Annotated in this window: 15 protein-coding genes and 1 pseudogene; 5 read left to right on the top strand and 11 right to left on the bottom strand. The window is 64.2% G+C overall.

Features of this window, described 5'->3' with window-relative positions; genetic code table 11:
• Positions 1 to 113 precede the first annotated feature (113 nt).
• From ML401_RS15630 to ML401_RS15600, 7 genes are all read right to left on the bottom strand, one after another.
• The gene (locus ML401_RS15630; RefSeq protein ID WP_285812399.1) at positions 114 to 1,676 is read right to left on the bottom strand and encodes a CopD family protein; all 1,563 of its coding nucleotides are present in this window, start codon (positions 1,674 to 1,676) and stop codon (positions 114 to 116) included.
• The gene (locus ML401_RS15625; RefSeq protein WP_285812398.1) at positions 1,676 to 2,215 is read right to left on the bottom strand and encodes a YcnI family protein; all 540 of its coding nucleotides are present in this window, start codon (positions 2,213 to 2,215) and stop codon (positions 1,676 to 1,678) included. The genes ML401_RS15630 and ML401_RS15625 overlap by 1 nt, the downstream gene beginning before the upstream one ends.
• 29 nt (positions 2,216 to 2,244) lie before the next feature.
• Positions 2,245 to 2,781, bottom strand: a complete 537-nt coding sequence (locus ML401_RS15620) for a copper chaperone PCu(A)C (protein WP_259207406.1) — start codon at positions 2,779 to 2,781, stop codon at positions 2,245 to 2,247.
• 27 nt (positions 2,782 to 2,808) lie between these two features.
• Positions 2,809 to 3,306, bottom strand: a complete 498-nt coding sequence (locus ML401_RS15615) for a TlpA disulfide reductase family protein (protein WP_285812397.1) — start codon at positions 3,304 to 3,306, stop codon at positions 2,809 to 2,811.
• Positions 3,303 to 4,514, bottom strand: coding sequence for a sialidase family protein (locus tag ML401_RS15610; RefSeq protein WP_259214925.1), 1,212 nt, complete (start codon positions 4,512 to 4,514; stop codon positions 3,303 to 3,305). Before ML401_RS15610 ends, ML401_RS15615 begins: the two co-directional genes overlap by 4 nt.
• Before the next feature lie 26 nt (positions 4,515 to 4,540).
• Positions 4,541 to 6,949 (bottom strand): TonB-dependent receptor, encoded by a 2,409-nt coding sequence (locus tag ML401_RS15605; RefSeq protein ID WP_285812396.1) that lies wholly within the window; start codon positions 6,947 to 6,949, stop codon positions 4,541 to 4,543.
• A 94-nt stretch (positions 6,950 to 7,043) separates the two neighbouring features.
• A complete protein-coding gene (locus tag ML401_RS15600) occupies positions 7,044 to 7,415 on the bottom strand; it encodes a DUF2946 domain-containing protein (protein ID WP_211416815.1) in 372 nt (123 codons plus the stop codon).
• A 497-nt stretch (positions 7,416 to 7,912) separates the two neighbouring features.
• Here ML401_RS15600 and ML401_RS15595 point away from each other — a divergent pair, with 497 nt between their 5' ends.
• From ML401_RS15595 to ML401_RS15575, 5 genes and pseudogenes are all read left to right on the top strand, one after another.
• The gene (locus ML401_RS15595) at positions 7,913 to 8,317 is read left to right on the top strand and encodes a globin (protein ID WP_285812395.1); all 405 of its coding nucleotides are present in this window, start codon (positions 7,913 to 7,915) and stop codon (positions 8,315 to 8,317) included.
• 141 nt (positions 8,318 to 8,458) lie between these two features.
• Positions 8,459 to 9,481: a sugar ABC transporter substrate-binding protein gene (locus ML401_RS15590; RefSeq protein ID WP_194407862.1), complete on the top strand. Its 1,023-nt coding sequence runs from the start codon at positions 8,459 to 8,461 to the stop codon at positions 9,479 to 9,481.
• A gap of 21 nt (positions 9,482 to 9,502) precedes the next feature.
• Positions 9,503 to 11,004, top strand: a pseudogene (locus tag ML401_RS15585) (sugar ABC transporter ATP-binding protein).
• 11 nt (positions 11,005 to 11,015) lie between these two features.
• On the top strand, positions 11,016 to 12,041 hold the full coding sequence (locus tag ML401_RS15580; protein ID WP_211416812.1) for an ABC transporter permease: 1,026 nt from the start codon (positions 11,016 to 11,018) through the stop codon (positions 12,039 to 12,041).
• 190 nt (positions 12,042 to 12,231) lie between these two features.
• Positions 12,232 to 13,359 (top strand): serine hydrolase, encoded by a 1,128-nt coding sequence (locus ML401_RS15575; RefSeq protein WP_285812394.1) that lies wholly within the window; start codon positions 12,232 to 12,234, stop codon positions 13,357 to 13,359.
• A 29-nt stretch (positions 13,360 to 13,388) separates the two neighbouring features.
• Here ML401_RS15575 and ML401_RS15570 read toward each other — a convergent pair whose 3' ends face one another.
• From ML401_RS15570 to ML401_RS15555, 4 genes are read right to left on the bottom strand one after another with little or no spacing between them, the layout of a single operon-like run.
• Positions 13,389 to 14,438, bottom strand: a complete 1,050-nt coding sequence (locus tag ML401_RS15570; protein ID WP_285812393.1) for an ABC transporter ATP-binding protein — start codon at positions 14,436 to 14,438, stop codon at positions 13,389 to 13,391.
• On the bottom strand, positions 14,431 to 15,411 hold the full coding sequence (locus ML401_RS15565) for an ABC transporter ATP-binding protein (RefSeq protein ID WP_194407858.1): 981 nt from the start codon (positions 15,409 to 15,411) through the stop codon (positions 14,431 to 14,433). The genes ML401_RS15570 and ML401_RS15565 overlap by 8 nt, the downstream gene beginning before the upstream one ends.
• The gene (locus ML401_RS15560) at positions 15,408 to 16,229 is read right to left on the bottom strand and encodes an ABC transporter permease (RefSeq protein ID WP_285812392.1); all 822 of its coding nucleotides are present in this window, start codon (positions 16,227 to 16,229) and stop codon (positions 15,408 to 15,410) included. The genes ML401_RS15565 and ML401_RS15560 overlap by 4 nt, the downstream gene beginning before the upstream one ends.
• Positions 16,226 to 17,149: an ABC transporter permease gene (locus ML401_RS15555; protein ID WP_259214923.1), complete on the bottom strand. Its 924-nt coding sequence runs from the start codon at positions 17,147 to 17,149 to the stop codon at positions 16,226 to 16,228. Before ML401_RS15555 ends, ML401_RS15560 begins: the two co-directional genes overlap by 4 nt.
• Positions 17,150 to 17,163: the final 14 nt, after the last annotated feature.

The raw sequence follows: 17,163 nt of genomic DNA, 5'->3' as shown, positions 1-17,163 counted from the left end.
CAGTGAAACCGGATTGGGAGCGAAAATACAAGACCGGGAATGAGGAAAAGCCGCTAAGCAGCGGAATTCCTGTCATTTTTCCTTCGGACTTCAGGTTCAGCTTGAGCTGCACGTTACGGCGGCGTGACGTCGAGTTCATCTTCGAGCGTGATTTGCTCGAAGTCGGTCACCAACGCATCGATCCGCACGTGCCAGCGGCCGGCAAAGGGAAGCTCGACCTTGCGCAAATGCCAGTAGCCGTCTGGCCCCAGCGAGGCCTTGCTCTCCATCGGCTCGATGCCGCGTTCCGGCAGGCTCAACGCCAACGTTGCCTCCTTGGCGGCCAGCGGCGTCCCCTCGCCGGTCATGAGCTGCAGCACGACATCATTGGCCCCGGGCCTGCCGGGCGACACCAGGACCTGGAACATCGCCTTGTCGCTGTGGATGTGGATCGCCAGCGGCGTCTCGGGACCGATGGTCCGCGGCGGCGGCGTGAAGCGCCAGCCGGCGACCACGGCGAGGATCGCGAGTGCGATCGCACCTTCCAGCAGGATCGAGCGCTTGAGCGCTGGCGTCCCTGTCTCGCTCCGATCCAGAGCCGGGGTCAGCCGGAACCGATTGAGCGCAGCCAGCGCCAGCAAGCCCGTGACCAGGACAAGCTTGATCGAGAGGATCAGCCCGTAGCGGGTCTCGATCAGCGCTCCCGGCTTTTCGAGCTGCACGATCGCAAGTGTAAGGCCGGTCAAGGCCAACACGCCGACGGCGAGCGCAGCGATACGGAAAAAGCGGTTCACGATCGGCAGCGTCGCAATCGTCGGCCGCGACAGCAGCGCGACGAGCGGCGCGAGAGCGCCGATCCAGATGGTGACCCCGACGCCATGGAGGAAGATCGCCGGACGCGTCAGCGCCTCCGGCGGTGCCGTTGCAGCATGCCCGGTCATGGCGAGCGACAGACCGACGCCGACCAGCGCGATGACCGCGAGAGCGCGCGCGTACCACGCGCTACGCAGCGCCATCCATGCGAACAGCATCGCTGCGGAGGCAACCAGCAACGCAGGGCCGGCACTCGTCGCAAATGCGACTTTCCAGGGATCAGACGTCGCAAGAGCAGCCGGGGGCAGCCCGAGCAGATCGAGGCCCAAGACACCAACGGACGCCACTGCGCTCGGAAGGCCGAGGGCGAGCGCCATGCGCGGGACGGCCATGCCGATCGTCGACCACGCAATCCAGCGCGCGAAGAACACGCCGCCGACGCCGACGAACAGCCCGACATAGAGGCCGACGCGCGCCAGCCAGATCAACGCGTTCAACCCGTGGTCCATGGCGGCCGGAGCCTTCGTCGCCGTCGGCGCGCCGATCGAGAAGACCACAGATCCCGTGACGGGATGGCCGTCTTGCGAGATCACGCGATAGCTGACGACCGCGGTTCCCTCCGGCAGATCCATCGGTATCGCGACAGAGATCGTCTCACCCGACGCGCTGACGCGCGCATCGTCCCGCGCCCTGCCCGCACCGTCGATCAGCCGGATCGCGCCCGGTGTCACCGTCTCGTTGAAGCGCAGTTGCACCGCCTTGGGCGCAGCCGCGAGCAGGCTCCCGCTCGCCGGCTCGACCGACACCAGCGCGGCATGTGCCCACGCCGTGCTGGCGAAGCCGATCGCGAAGAGCAGCGTCGCGAGCGCGGCGAAGAGGCGCATCAGGGTTTTGGCAACAACTTCACACCCGGCGCTGGCGAATTGCCCTCAGACTTGCCTCCAGATTTACCGCCATGCGAATGCCCTGCCCCCTCGGCGGGAATTTCGATCCAGCGGCTGACGCCGGTCTCGCATTCCTGAACGACCGGGAAGTACAGCATGGTGTTGGGCTTGAGCTTGTCGGTCAGGACCGTCTGCATGACGAACTCGTCATAGTTCTTGTCCGGCAGCTTGCCGCCGGACCACGCCACCTCCTTGACGCCGGAGGAGAGCTTGTTGCCGTGATAGTCGTATTCCCCGGCATATTTGCCCTCGACGACATCGACAGTCCAGCCCGCCTTCGGCATCGGCTTCACCGCGATCACCCCTTCCGGGACCTGAACGCGGATCTTCACCGTCGGCGAGCCCGCGCAGCCGTGCGGCACGGTGAACACGGCCTTGTAGGACGCCCCGACCGTGGCTTGCTTGGTCTCGAGCGAGACATGCGCCGCGGCCGGCGAGGCCGCGAGCGCGGCAATCAGGAACAGACAGGATCGTTTCATGTGCGGTCTCCCGAAAGCCCGGATCGGACTCATTTCATCTTCATTCCCGAATGGTCCGGCATCTTCTTCATGTCCATGTGACCGGAATGCCCGGCATCGCCGGGGGCCTGCGCGCCGACGCCCTGGACGTCGAGGGAGACGGCGACCTTGCCGGCCTTCTCGAATTGCAGCGTCACCGGCACCTTGTCGCCCTGCTTGAACGGGCCCTTCAGCTCCTGCAGCATCAGATGATTGCCGCCGGGCGCGAGCTTAACCGTCTTGCCGGGATCGACGGCGAGCCCCTTGTCGAGCGGACGCATCTTCATGACGCCATTGTCCATCGCCATCTCGTGAATCTCGGTCTTGCCGGCGATATCGGCGGACGCACCGACCAGTCTGTCCGGCGCTGTTCCCTTGTTCTCGATGACGAGGTAGCCGCCGGCAACCTTTGCGCCGCCCGGTGTCGCACGGCTCCACGCCTGCGAGATGACGAGATCGCCGGCCTTGATATCGTCGGCGAGCGCCGGCGCCGCGCAGATCGCAAGAGCGAACGCAGCCAACAGCACGTTTTTCGAGATGGTCTTCATATCGGTATTCCCTTTGCAGACTGAACTTTAATGTTTGGAGCGCTGTTGCGCCGACCATTTTTCGAGATCGGCCATTTCGGCCGAGCCTTCGATCGTCGTGACGGTCCCTTCCCGGGAAATGAGCATGGTCCTCGGGATGTCACCCTGCCAAGCCGGGTCGATCTCGAACCGCAAACGCTCGACGAAGCCGTCGTTGAAGATGAAGTTCTCGGTCGACGACAGGCCCGCCTTGTCGAGCATCGCCTGCGTCGCCCCCGGCAGGTTCGGCACGAGATCAGCGCTGACCGTGACGATGTCGACCTCGGGATGTTCCTTGGCGAACTGCCCGAGCAACGGCAGCTCGACCTTGCAGGGTCCGCAGGTCACGCCCCAGAAATGCACGAGCACGGGGCGGCCGGCGTGCCCTTTGAGGACGCCTTGCCAGGTGCCGCGTTCGAATGGCTTCAGCGCGGGAGACGCGCCGAGCGCAGCCACCGAAACGATCAGAACGATGAGAGCGGCGATGCCTGCAAATCGAAATCTCATGGCTGGTCCTCGATAGGTGTGAGCCGATAGCCGTCCGCCTTCGTCATCCACGACAAGTAGGTCCGCTTGCCGTTGGAGACCAGCAAGGGGTGATCGGAGGTGTCGCTCGTGCTCGATATGGTCTTCGGCGGCGACCAGGTTTCGCCATCATCGCGGGAGATCGCCATCTGGACCGAGGTCTTCTCGCCGTCGAACTCCTTCCAGACCATCACGGTCCCCGCAGGGCCGGCAAGCACGAAGGGGCGCGTCGGGTTACGGCCCGGCTGCCCCAGCGCCAGGGGTGCGGAGAAGGTGCGGCCTTCGTCGCGGGAGTGCGCGTAGAACAATCCCTTTCGCGCCTTCCCGTTCGTGTACCAGGCGACGTGATAGGTCCCGTTCGGCGCAACGGTGATGCTCGGGCCGTGATGCGGACACGCATTGATCTGCCAGTCGTCATTGCTGACCCGGCGGACCTCACCCGGCGTCGCGACATCAGTGAACGTCATGACCGCGTGGTCGCGCACGCCGCCCGCAAATATGTTCCTGAAGATCGCGACTGGCCGCCCGGGCGCAGCGAAAGCCAGCCCCAACCGGCAGCATTCGCAGGTGCCCTCGCGCGCCAGCTTCGCTTCTGCGTAGGTGGTGCCACCGTCGCTGGACGAGGTGAAAAACAGCCCGGCTCCCTCGTACTTCTGTCCCGCCTCCTTCGCAAAAATGCGATTGCGCTTGTCCAGCCACGCCGCAAAGACAGTTCCATCCTGATCAAGCGCCAGCGCCTCGAAGCGTTGGCTCTCGTTGCTGGCGGTGATCGGCTTCAGCTCGGCAAAGCTCTTCCCTCCGTCGGCCGAGCGCGTAGTGAGCACCTGGCCATTGAAGGCCTCGTCCCTGAAGGTCGAGAACGCGAGCGCGATGCCGCCCTTGCGGTCGACCACGATCTTCGGCCTCGCATCCGGCCCCCAATCGAGGTTAAGCTTCTTCGTCGTGACCTCCGTCGGTGCCGAAAAATGGCGCCCCTCATCCTGCGAACTTGCGACCGAGACCTGCCCTCCCGCCATCCACACCAGCCACAGCGTCCCGTCAGGACCGAACGCAGGCGTCGCCTTAGTCGCACAACGTAGCGTCGGCTCGTCGCAGGCTGCTTCAGATGCAGGTGGGGCGCGCATCTGCGCGAGCGCCGGACCATGCGCGAATGCGAGCGCGACGATCGCGAGCACGCCAGTTCGGATCATGGTCCCACTCCCCTCGAGAGTCCGGATCATTTGAATGCCACCTTCATACCCGCAACGAACGTGCGTGGCGAGCCGGCGTAGATCGACCCTGTCGTGTTTGCGAGCGTGCTCGCAGCATCTGGCGTGCCAGTCGCCGAAACCGAATTTCCGACGTTGTTTGCCGACGCGACGTAGGTGCGATCGAACACGTTTCTCACCTCGAGGAACAGGTTCAGGGATCTGAAGGTGTCGGACACGAGGTCAGTCTTGTAGTGAACGTTGACGTTGACCAGCTCGTAGCCCGGAGCCTTCAGCAGATTGGCATTGTCCATGTAGAAGGAATCCTTCCATTGGACCTCGACGAAGCCTCCCAGGCCCGCCAGTGGCCCAGCGAACTCGTCGTAACCAATTCGGGCTGTCAGCTCATTGGGCGAGATACCGGGAATTTTGTTGCCGGCACGGTTGAAACTGAACACAGCCCCCTTGGTGATGTTCTCGACATATTCGGTATAGACCTCGTCGAGATAGGTGTAGGCGATCATGAACCGCCAGCCCGGATAGAACTTCCAGTCCGCGGCAAGCTCAATGCCACGATGCTCCGACCGCGGCGCGTTGAACATATAGGTCGCGTTGCTGGCGTTCGGATTGCTCGCGGCCTGACTGACCAGCTCATTCCGGAAGAACTCATAGAACGCGGTGGCACTCAACTTGACCGCATTGCTCGGCGTCCAATCGAACCCGAGATCGTAGCCGACATTGGTCTGCGTCTGGAGCTGAGTGTTGTTGCCGAAATCGCCATTCGGAAGAACGAACAGGTTCGACACCTGCGGCGTTCCGTATCCGGTCGCAACCCGTCCGCGAAACTGCCATTCTTGATTGAGCCTGTAGAGCAGCGCCAATTCGGGAGCCGTGTTCTCGATCCTGCGGTTGACGGTGGTGGGCGTAGGTATCGTGGCGACCGGAACGTTGATCGTATTGTAAGTGTAGCGGGTATTGACGCCCTTCAGAATAGTGGTTTCCCACCCAATTCCGGCGATCGCGGTCAGGTCAGGCGTGAGCTTCAGTTCCTCCCTCGCCCGTATCCCGTAATTGGACGTATCGCTGTAAGTGTTGGCCGAGATCAATCCCAGCGTCGCGTTGCCGCCCGGCATGACGTTGCGCGTATCGCTCGACGCCGCCAGCATATTGTACCAGGCGCCGACAAACGTGGTCGTCTCCATGCCGAAGATTTCGCCGCGCTTGGTGATGTCGCTCATATAGTTGTACGAGGGGAAATCGCCGATCGCGCTGGTCGCACCGGTCGGCTGGCTGATGTTCCTGTCGTCGAAGACGAACTGGTTCCGCCATGTCATCGTGTTGTCGAAGTCGTGCTCCCATCGTCCTCCGACAATGGTTCGCCGATCGGTTCGCCCAAGACCTGCTTGCGTCGCCGTCTCGGTATCCTTGCCACCGTTAAAGCCGTTCCTGAAAAGCGACACAGTGGGACATCCGGCAGCAAGCGCCGCGCCCGTCGTGCACCCCTGCTGGAAGGGATTGGTGTAGAACTGGTTCAGCGACTGCCGGAGCGGCAGCCGCGCGCTGAGGTCATTGTTGATGATCTTGACCGTGAAGCGATCGTCCGGCGTCGCCTGGAGCGTACCAAGGAAGTTGACGGTCTGGGTGTTGAACCAGCTGTTGCCGATATAGCCGTCGCCCCTCGTGTCGCTGGCGAACAGCGAGGCCTCGAAATTCCCGACCTTCTTGCCGGCCGCCAGGTAATTGTTGAGATAGCCGTAACTGCCGCCGTCGACGCCATATTCGACGCCGTCGATCGTTCCGCCGGGCCGTGTCCGGAAATTGAGCGCGCCGCCGGTCGCGTAGTTCCCGTACAGCGCCGACGAGGGACCGCGGATCACGTCGATCGCCCCATAGGCGTGGGGATCGATCAGGTCGCTGCGCGACAGGCCGTCCGGCTGCGTCACCGGGAAGCCGTCCTCGAAGATCACGAGATTGCGGATGGCGAAGCCGTTCCTCGCGTTGGAGCCACGAATCGAGATGCCGAAATCCCGGGGACCATTGCCCTGCTTGATCGAAATGCCCGGGCTGTCGCGCAGGACGTCGCTGACCGAGAACGACGGGCGATTGTCGAACTGGCTGCGATCGATGGTGGTGGCGGTCTGGCCGGCCGGCGACTGGTTGAGGCCGGCCCGCACTTCGCCGGCGCTTCTCGTGTTGTTTTGTCCCCCAGCGCCGTCGGTCGCGTTCGGCGCGACCGGCCGCGCCGCGCTGGCCGTCGAGGCGGCGCGCAGTCGCGAGGACCGTGTGACGGGTTTGGGAGGGGACCTCTGCGGCGCTTCGACCGTGACCGCGGGGATCGCTTCCGAGGCAGTCTGGGCGAGCGCGTCTGAACCGATCGGGGACACCAGTCCGAGGAGCACGGGCAAGCCCGCGCGCCCCATCGCACGAATGCGTAACATTTCCTAGATTCCTGACATCCGGCACGTCGGCCGGTCATTGAGCACGCCGTCAGCACCACAACAGCGCGCGCCGACGGTTCGGTTCGTCGTGACGTCAAGAAAATTGAGGCGGGGCGCGCGCCCGGGCGCTCGAGCCCGTGTGAACGGCAATGGCGGCCTCATCCGCCGGATGCCAGACCACCCGCTCGGCATGGCGGAAGGGACTCGGGAGTGCGGCGGGCGTCGGCGAATCGAGCGATGCGTTGGCCTGGGCCAGGCAGCACATGGCGCAGGCGCCCGCATGCGCGATCGGCACGCCAGTCTGGTCATTGCCGCCCGGCTCGCTAGGACTGTGGCAGATGACGCCGGCAGACAACGGATCGGAAACTGCAAGGCCCGTCGCCCAGCAGGCGGCAATCGGCGCCAGCACCTGCATCGCCAAAGCGAGCAGGACCAGAGGCAGGAATTTTTGTAGCCGTGCGCGCATCCACCGAACCGTTCGTTCGTCCACTAACTAAACACCGTGCCACGCCCCAAGTCGAGATCAGTTCCGCCGCCTTCTTGGCCCAGCGCAAATTTGACGAAAACCGTGGCGACGGTAACTCAGCACGGGACCGGGATGGGGCATTTGAGGCATCTCAAACGGCCCGGCCATCCAAAAATTTCTTATATTTGTCATATACTTGCAAGCAACGACGCCCAATCATTTCGTCTACTGATCGAATTTTGAACATTCGTTGCCGAAAATGATGACAAGTGAGAAAAGTTGATCTAGCATCCGCCTCGCTCAGACTGGCCGCGAGGTCGAAGTCTGGTGGTCCAAGTCTCGGGAGGAGCCCCTGACGCGCAAAATGCAGCGTCGCCCCGCCAATCAAGAGCAAATCTTAGAATCGGGGATAATAGGGTCGACACAATTTTTGAGCGGGGCCAGGGCCCCGCTCTTTTTTTGTCTGCAAGCTTCGTCGGCAGGCGGCTGAAGCACCGATGAATGCTTCGTCAAATCCGATCGAAATCAGCTTCGAGCTCGCCGCCTCACGTTGCGCGGATCTGACACCCCTCGTCTACCAACGCCTGTTCGATGCGCATCCCGAAACGCAAGCGATGTTCCGCTCGGATGGCCGCGACCTCGTGAAGGGCTCGATGCTCGCGCTCGCGATCGAGGCCATCCTCGATTTCGCCGGTCAGCGCCGCAGACATTTCCGGCTGATCGCTTGCGAAGTCGTCTCGCACGATGGCTACGGCACTCCGCGCGAGCTGTTCATCGCGTTCTTCGCCATCATCAGGGATTGCCTGCGCGACCTGCTCGGCGATCAATGGTCAATCGAGATCGCAAGCGCCTGGGACCAGTTGCTCGTCGAAATCGATGCATTCGCCGGCGCAGCGGTCTGACACTTTGCGCTGCACCAACGCGGCTTGCTGCCATCACAGCGAGTGATTGCAGATTGAGTGACGCCAACTCTTGTGAGACACTTTCGCCATCGGTCGCGCAACCAATGACGCGCCGACGATAAAATTTTATGGGAGCGAGCGATGTCCGGGACGAAAGATTTCTCGACGACGAGGCGCGATCTTCTTCAGGCGGCCGCGACCGCCGGCGCCGGTGCTGCCCTGCTCGGCAGCATGGGGATAAACCCCGCATTGGCCGCCGAGGTCGGGCGCAGCGAGAAGCCGCTGAAGGCGGCATTCTCCAATGCGGGCCTGCAGGCCACATGGTGCGCGCAGGGCAAGCAGGCTGCGGAGTTTTGGGGCAAGCTGTTCAACGTCGAGGTCACCTGGTTCGACGGCCAGCTCGACGCCGTCAAGCAGCGCGCCGCGATCGACAACATGGCTTCGCAGAAATGGGACTTCGTCGCGATCCAGGCTTTCGGCATCGGCACCCTCACCCAGCCCGTGCAGAAGATGATCGACGCCGGCACGCCCGTGATCGACATGGACACGCTGATCGCGCCGCTCGACCAGATCAACGTGCACTCCTTCCTCGCTCCCGACAACGAGTTCATGGGCGCCTCGGTGACGCAGGCGCTGTGCAATGCGATGGGCGGCAAGGGCAAGATCATCATGACGCAGGGCGCGCTCGGCCACACCGGCGCGCAAGGACGGGCCAAGGGCTTCACCAACACGGTTAAGCAATTCCCGGGGATCGAGGTGCTCGACACCCAGCCCGCCGACTGGGACGTGTCGAAGACCGCCCGGCTCTGGGAGACCTACCTCACGAAGTATCCCCAGATCGACGCGGCCTTCTTCCACAATGACGACATGGCGCTCGCCGCCGCCAACATCATGAAGGCCCGCGGCCGCACCAACATCCTGATCGGCGGCGTCGATGCCATGCCGCCGGCGATCCAGGCGGTGAGCGAAGGCCGCATGTTCGCAACCGTCCGCAACCCCTCCTGCCGCATCCATGGCGGCGCCGTCATCGCCGGCGTCTCCGCCGTGGTCGGCGGCGAGAAGAGCGGACAGGGCATTCCCAAGAACGTCGTCACCGACGGTCCGGTCGTGACCAAGGCCAACGCCGCAGGGATGCAATGGATGCAGGATCACTTCCTGATCTGAGCCTCCAAGACCTGAACTTTCATGTCAGAGGGTCGTTCGCCCATCCTTGAACTGCAGGGCATCACGAAGAGCTTCGGCGGCGTCGAAGCCCTTCGTGGCGTCGATTTTGCGCTCCATCCCGGCGAGATCCACGGTCTCGTCGGCGAGAACGGCGCTGGAAAAAGCACGCTGATGAAGATCATCGCCGGCGTGCACACCGAGTTCTCCGGCCGCTTCCTGATCGACGGGGCGGAGACGCATTTCCGCTCGGCGCGCGATGCGCACGCCGCCGGCATCGCCATGGTGCACCAGGAGCTCAGTGTCGCGCCCGATCTCACGGTCGCCGAGAACGTCTTCCTGGGCACCAGCCGACCAATGCGCTCGGCCTCGTGCAATGGCGGCGGATGGCCCACGAAGCCGGCGAGCAGCTCGCCCGCTTCGGCATCGACGTCGATCCGATGTCGCGGCTGGGCGATCTGCCCATCGGGCTGCAGCAGCTGATCGAGATCGCGCGCGTGCTGTTCTCCGGTGCCCGCATCGTCATCCTGGACGAGCCGACCTCCGCACTTTCCCCGCCCGAGGTCGAGCGTCTCTTCGCGACGCTCCGTCGGCTGCGCGAGCAAGGCACCAGCATCGTTTTCATCTCGCATTTCATCGAGGACATCCTGCTGGTCTCCGATACGGTCACCGTGTTCCGGAACGGGCGGAAGGTCGCGGAGACCGCCAGCGCCGCGACCAGCAAGGGCGCATTGATCGAGGCCATGATCGGCCGCGGCGGCGAGGCGCTCGAGCACAGCTACACCGACGATCTGATGCTGCCGCAGCCGCGTGACAGCCAGACCGTTCTCAAGGTCGATCAGCTCTCGCTGTCCCGCAGTCTGAAGGACATCTCCTTCGAGGCGCGCGCCGGCGAAGTTCTCGGTATCTACGGCTTCATGGGCTGCGGCCAGCAGGAGCTGTCGCGCATCCTGTTCGGCAAGCTGAAGCCGGACAGCGGCACGCTTCTTGTCGAGGGTCAGCCCAAGACCTTCGCCAGCACGGCGGCGGCGCGGCGCGCCGGCGTGGCGCTGGTGCCGGAGAGCCGACGCGACATGCTGTTTCACCAGGAGCCGGTCTACAAGAACATCTCGATCAGCATCCTCGATCGCATCTCGTCGCTGCTGCTCAAGCCCGCGCAGGAGCGCGACATCGCGCAGCGTCAGGTCGAGCAGCTCCAGATCAGGCCGCCCGTGGTCGGCCTCGATCTCGGCATGCTCTCCGGCGGCAACCAGCAGAAGGTTGCGCTGGCGAAATGGCTGACCTATCCGCCCAAGCTTCTGGTGCTGTGCGAGCCAACCCGCGGCATGGATGTCGGCGCCAAGAACGACGTCATCAATATCGTCCGCGACCTCCGCACCAAGGGGCTCGCGATCATCGTGCTGTCGACCGAGCCGGAAACGGTGCTGTCGCTGGCCGACCGCATCCTCGTGCTCAAGCGCGGCGCGTTGGTGCGGGAATTCAAGAACGAGCCAGTCAGCAAGGACCGCCTGCTGGAAGCGGCGTGACGGAGAAGCACATGAGCAGTGACACGGCTTTGGCGGCGGGGCAGCGAGCGCGGGGCCTTGCGCCCTTCCTGCGCTCGCAGATGCGCAACATCGCCCCGTTCCTCACCCTGATCTTCCTGTCCGCCTTCTTCGCCTTCGCCAGCCCCTCTTTCGCGACGCTCGACAATCTCGGCAACATCCTGACTCAGGTGTCGGTGACCGGCATCATCGCGGTCGGCCTCACCTTCGTGATCCTCTGCGCCGAGATCGACCTGTCGATCGCCAGCATCGCCAACGTCACCGGCATTGCCGTCGCCTATTTCACGCTGCAAGAATCCTACGTCAACATCGCCAACATCCCGCTGCCCGGCGCCGTTGCGATCATCCTGTCGATCCTGCTCTGCGCCCTGCTCGGTCTCGTCAATGCGCTGGGGCTGACCGTGATCGGCATCCCCTCCTTCATCATGACGCTGGCGATGATGCAGATCGCCGCCGGCATCTCGGCGCTGCTGGTGCGCGGCCAGATCGCCTACAAGGTGCCGAGCCTGATCACGACGCTCGGCTCCGGTTCGGTCAGTGGCATTCCCTGGATCGTCATCGTCGCCGCCATCATGCTGCTCGGCGGCCACCTGGTGCTGACCTACACGCGCTTCGGCCGCTACGTCTACATGGTCGGGGGCAACCGCGAGGCCGCCGAATATTCCGGCCTCAACGTCAAGCTCATCCTCGGCGCCGTCATGGTGATCTCGGCGGTGTGCTCCGGCATCGGCGGCATGCTCGGCGTCGCCCATTTCGGCAGCGCGCAGCAGAACGAGTTCGACACCTATCTGCTCGACTCCATCGCCGCCGTCGTCGTCGGCGGCACCAGCCTGTTCGGCGGCCGCGGCGGCATCGGCAACACCATCGTCGGGCTGTTCGTGCTCGGTGTTCTCAACAACGGTCTCGACCACGTCAACATCGACAGCTTCCTGAAGATCCTGATCCGCGGCCTGATCCTGCTGGCGGCGCTGGTCATCAACGTCTATGCGCAGCGCTTGAGAGAAAAAACGGCGGAGTAGACGGCCGCCAAAACAAAAAACGCGAAAACAACCCCATGCACAGTACAAATCATTAAGGAATTTGGCGCGGGGTGGCGCGAGGCGGCGCCACAGGGGCGTTTGACACGTCGGGCAAAACAGGAGCACGCTGTCGTCGTGGCGGCTGTCCGTGACGCATCGTCGGCCATCCAATCGATTTGAGAAATTCGCGATGTCTACAATCAATCGCCGTGCCGCGCTCCTTGGTGGAGGTGCGCTTCTCACGACGGCCAGCCCGCTTCTCTCCGCTCCGTTCCAATGGCAATCGACAACGCCGCCCGATGCGGGCTTCGCCTCCGACCTCGATGAGCGGCTCGACAGATTGATTGCGAACAAGCGGGCCTGGGGCCTGCACGGCGTCGTGGTCACGCGCGAAGGCAAGCTCGTGCTCGAACGTTATTTTGCCGGTGAGGACGAAGCCTGGGGCGCTCCTCTCGGCCACGTCGCGTTCGGCCCCGACACGCTGCACGATTTGCGCTCGGTCACCAAGAGCATCCTCGGCCTGCTCTACGGGATCGCGCTCGATCTCGGCAAGGTGCCCGCGCCCGACCAGAAGCTGATCGCGCAATTCCCCGACTATGCCGACGCCTCGACCGATCCCCGCCTGCAGCGCCTGACCGTCGCGCATGCGCTCACCATGACGCTGGGGTTCGACTGGAACGAGGACATTCCCTACCAGGACCCCAACAACAGCGAAATCCGGATGGAGCGCGCGCCCGATCGTCTGCGCTACATCTTCAGCCGGCCTTTCATTTCAGATCCCGGCACCCGCTGGATCTACGGCGCCGCCGGCACCGAGCTGATCGGGCAATTGCTGGTGAAAAGCGTCGGCCAGTCGCTGCCGGATTTTGCCCGCGCGCACCTGTTCGATCCCCTCGGGATCGGCCCGACCGAATGGACCAAGGGTTTCAACGGAAAGCCGGCGCCCGCCTCCGGCCTGCGCATGACGCCGCGCGACCTGGCACGCATCGGGCAATTGATCCTCAACCGCGGGCAATGGGACGGACGTCAGATCGTCTCAGCGGACTGGCTCGCGAAATCGTTCCAGCCCTACGTCCCTTGCGACGAGCAGCGCCGATACGGCTATTTCTGGTACAGCGGCGATTTGCAATACGGCCAGCCGCCGAACCGCCCGATCACGCACTGGATCGGTGGCTTCGGCTATGGCGGCCAGCGGCTGTTCGCGATGCCTGACTTCGGCGTGGTGGTCGCCATCACCTGCGGAAATTACGCCGACAAGACGCAATGGATGCCGCCGATCCGGGTGATCCGTGACGTGGTGTTGGCCGGGTTGAAATGAGCACGGCGCTTTGAATATCCCAAGTCATGTCAGAGTGACGGGGCTAGAGCGGCGTTCGCTGCTTTGCTCGCAATCTCTTCAGCCCGCCAGCACCTCACCGCGTGCCCATCGGGGCGCGTCTCCAGCACCGGCCCCGGCTCGTGCCGGCACACTGCTTCCGCGTGACGACAGCGCGGGCTGAAGGCGCAGCCGTTGGGTGGATTGAGCGGGTTGGGAAGGTCACCGCCCGTGGTCGCCAGCGGGGCGTGGTGCAAGGGATCGGGAATGGCGGCGATCAGGGCCCGCGTGTAGGGGTGCGCGGGCCGTTCGAAGATCTCGCGCCAGTGGCCGTTCTCGACGATACGGCCGAGATACATCACGGCGACACGGTCGCTCATGTGCTCGACCACGCCGAGGTCGTGGCTGATCATGATGTAGGAGAGCCCAAGCGTCTCCTTCAATTCCAGCAGCAGATTGATGATCTGGGCGCGGATCGAGACGTCGAGCGCCGACACTGGCTCGTCGCAGATGACGATCTTGGGATTGAGGATCAGGGCCCGGGCAATGCCGATGCGCTGGCGCTGGCCGCCGGAGAATTCGTGCGGATAGCGGCCCGCCTGTTCGGGCCGCAGGCCGACATGCCGCAGCATGGCGGCGACGCGGTCCTCGATCTCGCTCTTCGCCGTCACCCCGTGCACCCGCAGGGGATCCTCCAACGTGCGGCGAACCGTCTGGCGGGGATTGAGCGAGGCATAGGGGTCCTGAAACACCATTTGCACGGTGCGGGCCAACGCCTTGCGGTCGCCGGATTGCCTGGTCTTCACCACCTCCCCGTCCAGCACGATGCGGCCGCGCGTGGGCGTCAGCAGGCCAAGGATCGACAAGGCGACCGTCGACTTGCCCGAGCCGGATTCGCCGACGAGGCCGAGGCATTCGCCTCGCTTCAGCTTGAGGTCAACGCCGTCCACGGCCCGGAGCAGCCGCCGGCCGCGGCCCAGCAGGCCGCCGCCCAGCGGAAAATGAACCGCGAGATCCTCGACGCTGAGAATGAGATCGTCGTCAGCCCCGTGCTCACCCGGCATGTTTTGCGGCTCATGCATGGTGATGACACCTCACCAGACCGCCCGCCTCCAGCACATCGGTCTCCGGCACAACAGTTCGGCAAATCTCCGTCGCCTGCGTGCAGCGCGGGTTGAACCGGCAGCCATCGGGGAAATTCGTGATGGCGGGCACGACGCCCGCGATCTCCCGGAGCCTGGCCCGCCCGAGCGCGGCGCGGCTGCCGAGCCGCGGCAGCGAGGCCACCAGACCTTGGGTATAGGGATGCGAGGGCGCGCGGAAAATATCGGCCGAACCGCGCTCCTCGACGATGCGGCCGGCATACATCACCGCGACGCGGCGGCAGACATTGGCGACGAGGCCGAGATCGTGGCTAATCATCAGGATCGCCGTTCCCCGCTCGGCGCATAGATTGCGCATCAGCTCGATGATCTCGGCCTGCACGGTCACGTCGAGCGCGGTGGTCGGCTCGTCGGCGATCAACAGATCCGGGCCGCAGGCCAGCGCGATGGCGATCATCACGCGCTGGCGCATGCCGCCGGACAGCTGGTGCGGATAGTCCTTCACCCGCCGCTCCGGCGCGGGCACGCGGACGCTTGCCAGTGCCTCGACCGCCAGCCGGTTGGCTTCCCGCCAGCTCTTGCCCTTGTGCAGCACGAACATCTCGGCGATCTGGCGGCCCACGGGCGAGACCGGGTTCAGCGCCGTCATCGGCTCCTGGAAGATCATCGAGATCCGGTTGCCGCGCAGCTCGCGCTGTCTGGCTGCCGAAAGGTGCTGGATCTCTTTCCCGTCGAACCGGATCACACCGCCACCGATCGACAGGGGATGCCGCAGCAGGCCGATCAAAGCGAGCGCCGTGATGCTCTTGCCGCAGCCGGATTCGCCGACAAGGCCGAAGGTCTCGCCGCGGTCGATGCGGAACGAGACGCCCTCCGCCGCGGGCATCCTCCTGGATCCGTCATCGAGATCGATACGCAGGTCCTCGACTTCGATCAGCGGCGTGCCGGTCATGTGCGCCGGCTCCGCGATTGCGGATCGAGAATGTCACGCAGGCCGTCACCGAGCAAATTGAGGCCGAGCACCGTCAGGAAGATGGCAAGGCCGGGAAATACCGAGAGCCACGGCGCCGTCGTGATCTGGTCACGGGCGTCCGACAGCATGCTGCCCCAGCTTGGAAAGGGCGGCCGGACGCCGAGGCCGAGGAACGACAAGGCGGCTTCGGACAACACCGCGCTGCCCATGCCGAGCGTGCCGATCACGATGAGCGGTCCGAGCATGTTCGGCAACAGCTGCGTGATCATGATGCGCAGATCGCCATAGCCGAGCACGGTCGCCGCCTGCACATAGCCTTGGCTCCGCAGGGACAGCGCCGAGGCCCGCGCGATCCGGCAGGTGAAGGACCAGTTGGTCAGCCCGAGCGCGATCAACAGGCTGGTCAGGCCGGGGCCGAGCACCGCCATGATGGCCAGCGCGAAGATCAGCGACGGGATCGCGAGCATGAGATTGGTCAGGGCGTTGACGAAATCGTCCCACCAGCCGCCGAAATAGCCGGCGCTGAGCCCCAAGGCCACGCCGATCACGCTGTTGATGAGCTGCGAGATGATGCCGACCGTCAGCGAGACCCGCGCGCCGTACACGACGCGGGAATAGATGTCGCGGCCCTGATCGTCAGTGCCGAACCACCAGGTCCAGCTCGGCGGCTCTTCCGCATTCATCAGGTTAGCGTCCATGACGGGATCGGTGTGCGCGATCCACGGCGCCAGCAGGCCGACCACGATCGCCAGCGCGAACAAAACGCCACCGATGACGAGATTGGCGCGGAGCTTCATGCGTATCTGATCCTGGGATCGATCACGCCGTAGAGCACGTCGATCAGCAGATTGATCGCGAGAAAGGCTAGCACCACCACAAGAATGGAGCCCTGAACGGCCGGAATGTCGCGCTGCAGGACGCTGTCGACCAGCAGCGAGCCGATGCCCGGCCAAGAGAACAGCTTCTCGACCACGACCGCCTGCCCCATCAACCCGCCGAATTGCAGGCCGACGGTCGTGAGGATGATGACGAGCGCATTGCGCATCACGTGCCACTTCACGACCCTGATTTCGCTCATACCCTTGGAGCGCGCCGTGCGGACGAAATCAGCCGTCATGATCTCCAGAACCGCGGCCCGCGTCGTCCGGGCAAACAGCGCCATCGGCGAGACGCCGAGGGTGATGGCCGGCAGCAGCAGATATTTCAATCCGCCGTCGCCATAGCCGAAGCTCGGCAGCCAGCCGAGCTTCAACGCGAACAGGTACATCAGGACGAGACCAAGCCAGAATTTGGCGATGGACAGGCCCGACACCGCCACGACCATCGCCACCGTATCGACGATGCCGCCGGGCTTCAGCGCCGCGATGAACCCCAGGGGGACGCCGATCGCAATCGCAAACGCCATGGCCGCGAAGATCAGCTGCAGCGTCGGCCATGCCCGCTTGGCAATCATGGTCGTGACCTGTTCTCGCGTCCGGAACGAGGTGCCGAAATCGCCGATCGCGAGCTGGGCGATGTAGGTTCCGAAACGCACATAGACGGGCTGGTCAAGACCGAGCTGCTTCTTCATGCGCAGCTCGACCTGCGGATCGCTGTCGTCGCTCATGGAGGAAACGATGCTGCCGGGAACGACGCTGAACAGCACGAAAACCAGCAGCACGACGGCCAGCACGGTCGGGATGGTCTGCAGCAAGCGACGGATCAGGAAGGAGAGCATGGCACCGTTCCTCT

The sequence above is a fragment of the Bradyrhizobium sp. 62B genome, assembly GCF_030272265.2.
Classification (GTDB): domain Bacteria; phylum Pseudomonadota; class Alphaproteobacteria; order Rhizobiales; family Xanthobacteraceae; genus Bradyrhizobium.
The sequence above is the reverse complement of the archived record's forward strand: the minus strand, read 5'-3'. Positions and strand labels throughout refer to the sequence as shown.

Excerpts from the sequence above, each read along its gene's own strand:
- ML401_RS15630 (WP_285812399.1), bottom strand. The coding sequence starts at position 1,676 with ATGCGCCTCTTCGCCGCGCTCGCGACGCTGCTCTTCGCGATCGGCTTC.
- ML401_RS15625 (WP_285812398.1), bottom strand. The coding sequence starts at position 2,215 with ATGAAACGATCCTGTCTGTTCCTGATTGCCGCGCTCGCGGCCTCGCCG.
- ML401_RS15620 (WP_259207406.1), bottom strand. The coding sequence starts at position 2,781 with ATGAAGACCATCTCGAAAAACGTGCTGTTGGCTGCGTTCGCTCTTGCG.
- ML401_RS15615 (WP_285812397.1), bottom strand. The coding sequence starts at position 3,306 with ATGAGATTTCGATTTGCAGGCATCGCCGCTCTCATCGTTCTGATCGTT.
- ML401_RS15610 (WP_259214925.1), bottom strand. The coding sequence starts at position 4,514 with ATGATCCGAACTGGCGTGCTCGCGATCGTCGCGCTCGCATTCGCGCAT.
- ML401_RS15605 (WP_285812396.1), bottom strand. The coding sequence starts at position 6,949 with ATGTTACGCATTCGTGCGATGGGGCGCGCGGGCTTGCCCGTGCTCCTC.
- ML401_RS15600 (WP_211416815.1), bottom strand. The coding sequence starts at position 7,415 with ATGCGCGCACGGCTACAAAAATTCCTGCCTCTGGTCCTGCTCGCTTTG.
- ML401_RS15595 (WP_285812395.1), top strand. The coding sequence starts at position 7,913 with ATGAATGCTTCGTCAAATCCGATCGAAATCAGCTTCGAGCTCGCCGCC.
- ML401_RS15590 (WP_194407862.1), top strand. The coding sequence starts at position 8,459 with ATGTCCGGGACGAAAGATTTCTCGACGACGAGGCGCGATCTTCTTCAG.
- ML401_RS15580 (WP_211416812.1), top strand. The coding sequence starts at position 11,016 with ATGAGCAGTGACACGGCTTTGGCGGCGGGGCAGCGAGCGCGGGGCCTT.
- ML401_RS15575 (WP_285812394.1), top strand. The coding sequence starts at position 12,232 with ATGTCTACAATCAATCGCCGTGCCGCGCTCCTTGGTGGAGGTGCGCTT.
- ML401_RS15570 (WP_285812393.1), bottom strand. The coding sequence starts at position 14,438 with ATGCATGAGCCGCAAAACATGCCGGGTGAGCACGGGGCTGACGACGAT.
- ML401_RS15565 (WP_194407858.1), bottom strand. The coding sequence starts at position 15,411 with ATGACCGGCACGCCGCTGATCGAAGTCGAGGACCTGCGTATCGATCTC.
- ML401_RS15560 (WP_285812392.1), bottom strand. The coding sequence starts at position 16,229 with ATGAAGCTCCGCGCCAATCTCGTCATCGGTGGCGTTTTGTTCGCGCTG.
- ML401_RS15555 (WP_259214923.1), bottom strand. The coding sequence starts at position 17,149 with ATGCTCTCCTTCCTGATCCGTCGCTTGCTGCAGACCATCCCGACCGTG.